Annotated in this window: 2 protein-coding genes and 1 pseudogene; 2 read left to right on the plus strand and 1 reads right to left on the minus strand. The window is 56.8% G+C overall.

Features of this window, described 5'->3' with window-relative positions; all coding sequences use genetic code 11:
* A pseudogene (locus tag ACIQ0G_RS10890) lies at positions 1-495 on the plus strand (TonB-dependent receptor); the annotation flags it as partial.
* Positions 496-651: 156 nt separating this feature from the next.
* On the opposite strand, the gene ACIQ0G_RS10895 reads toward ACIQ0G_RS10890, so the two are convergent.
* Entirely contained in the window at positions 652-1,668 is a 1,017-nt protein-coding gene (locus tag ACIQ0G_RS10895) for a hypothetical protein (RefSeq protein ID WP_397577922.1), read from the minus strand.
* Between the two features lie 50 nt (positions 1,669-1,718).
* On the opposite strand from ACIQ0G_RS10895, the gene ACIQ0G_RS10900 reads away from it, so the two are divergent.
* Positions 1,719-2,533 (plus strand): hypothetical protein (locus ACIQ0G_RS10900; protein WP_397577923.1); only part of this gene is annotated, 815 nt, incomplete at its 3' end.

Consider the following 2,533-nt stretch of genomic DNA (forward strand, 5'->3'; position numbering starts at 1 on the left):
ACGTTCAAATCGACGTTCAACGCGTTCGTGCTTAACCCTGAATCGGTCAATCGTGATTGCACCGGCTATTTCAGCTCGAACTGTGGTTCACTGCAGCCAGACTTCTCATGGTCGCAGCGTACAACAGTGTCGTACGGCAAGTTCGATGTGTCGTTGTTGTGGCGTCACCTGTCGGCGATGGAGCAAGAACCACTTGACGTGATTGACGGTGGTGCGTTCTTCAACGGAACGATCGGTTCGTCGGTCTTGGGCGTTGGTGGCCGTACGGCTAACTTCGGCAAGATCAAGGCATATGACTACTTCGATCTGTCGACGCGTATCAATCTCACCGAAAATGTGACGATTACCGCTACGGTGCAGAACTTGCTGGACAAGGATCCACCATTGACCGGTAACAACGCTGGTTCGACATCGTACAACAGCGGCAACACCTTCCCGTCGACATATGACGCGCTGGGACGTCGCTATGCTGTAACGGCAAAGCTGCGCTTCTAATTTGAAGAGCATATAATGCAACAAGGGGGCGGGCAGCAATGTCCGCCCCTTTTGTATTGTGCGGCCACGCTAAATCACGAGGCCAGACCAAGACCTGCAAGACTGCGTTATGTTGGTTTAGGTCATGCCCGGCCCTAATGGGTTGGGCCGAGCGCTTCAAAAGCGAAGCGCATGTTCCAACGTCAGCGGGATGTTGGCAGATTGGGCAACGGCTTTGGCCCAAATCAGGACCTTTTCAATTTCGTCGCCATGCGCCGTTTGCGCCAATGCATATTCCGCGCGCCGGTCGTCTGTCCGGAAACTACCACCGAACTTGCTATGCGTGCCGAACGCAGGATGCGCGTCATTGGCAGCGGCATGTTCGCCCAGTCCAAAGTGGGACGCCACAGCGAAAAGAGCTTTGCCAGGATTGGCAGTCAGGCGTTCGCTGTCCAGCGTTGCGATGCGTTCAGGTCCGAATTTTTGCGCCATGCTATGAAACAGCTTTTGCTGCGCCAGCCAACCCACGGCCGCGACTTGCAAATCGGTCTGCCGGAAAAAATCACCCGGCTCAAAACCAAGATCAACGATGCCGTCGGCCATTTGCCCTTCCAACAATTCGCGGCACCATAGCCGGCACCAAAGCCCCTTGCGGGCCACCGACAAAAGAAACACCGAAAGTGGTGCATATAGAATGATGGCCTTGCTTGTCGGCCGCATGGCAAGCGATGCGGGGGCAAGGGCATTAAACACATTGGACGGCTTCACAACAACCGCCAAATCGTCGCCAAATGGACGCGCGAGCATGTCCAGTGCGTCGCGCAAACGTTCGCCGACGGCAGTCGGTGGCGCGCCGCGACGGCGAAAGCCGACAATGTCGTTCAACAAAACGGGTTCCTTCAGACCCATGGATAAGCCCGGCAGATCAAATCCGTTGGCGAACATGGTTGATGCACAAAAGGCGGAATGCAAAATAAAATGCAGGCTGGCGTCGTCCGTGCGCCCTGTTGTGGCTTCGTGGCGCGATAGGACCATCGGGCTTGGTTCCACGCCAAGATATTCATCGGTGAGGAAAGTGGCGGTATTGTGCGCTGAACGGCTGACATGCCGCATATGAAATGCGTCTGCGGACGCATCATAGCGATGCGCAAGCCATGCGCCATCGTTCCATATCTCGCTGTTTTTATGCGTCATAACTTCATGGACCTTGCCGTTTCTAACGGGAAATGGCAAGCATTCGCCATATGAACGAGACCGCACCACCGGCCGAAGCGGCCAGACTGAACAGCGAAGGCATGCTTGCACTGCGGGCCGGAAGCTATGCAGAGGCCGAGCGCCTGTTCGTGGCCGCAACGACGCATGACACGACGTCGAGCGCGCTGTGGAGAAATGTTGCCACTGCACGGCGCGCGCAGGGCGATGACACAGGGGAAATGCTGGCGCTGGACGCCGCAATCAGCATCGACCGCCGCGACTTTATGGGCTGGCTCCGTAAGGCTGAATTGCATGAACGTACGGGTGAAAAGGCCGAGGCGCTGGTCGCTTGGAGCGGCGTGCTCCAAATGGCGGCGCATGCATCAGACCTATCCCCCGATATTGCCGCGGCACTGCAGAAGGGGCAGGCGTTTGTTTCGCAAGCAACGCTCCAGATCGCGGACGCGGTCAGCACGGAACTGGCCCCATTATCTGCTGCCATGGATGAGGCAGAGCTGCGCCGCAGCAAGGCATTTGTCGATGTGGCGCTGGGCCGCCGACGGACCTATGTGAACACATGCGACGGCCTATATTACCCCTTCCTTCCGGCGGATGAATTTTTCGACAGGCATCATTTTCCATGGATGCCTGCAATCGAAGCTGCGACCGACGAAATACGCCAGGAATTAGAGGCGCTGCTTGCCGATCCCGGCGACGCGTTGCGGCCTTATGTCCGGATGGATTCAGGCGTTCCTGAAAATAAATGGTCCGCTCTTGACCAATCACTTGCCTGGGGCGCATGCTTTTTGTGGGAATATGGGCAGCCCAATAAGGCTGTCTTAGACCGCTGCCCGCGCACAGCAGC

Origin of the sequence: Sphingorhabdus sp. (assembly GCF_044354325.1) — a bacterium.
Classification (GTDB): Bacteria; Pseudomonadota; Alphaproteobacteria; order Sphingomonadales; family Sphingomonadaceae; genus Sphingorhabdus_B.

Excerpts from the sequence above, each read along its gene's own strand:
- ACIQ0G_RS10895 (WP_397577922.1), bottom strand. The coding sequence starts at position 1,668 with ATGACGCATAAAAACAGCGAGATATGGAACGATGGCGCATGGCTTGCG.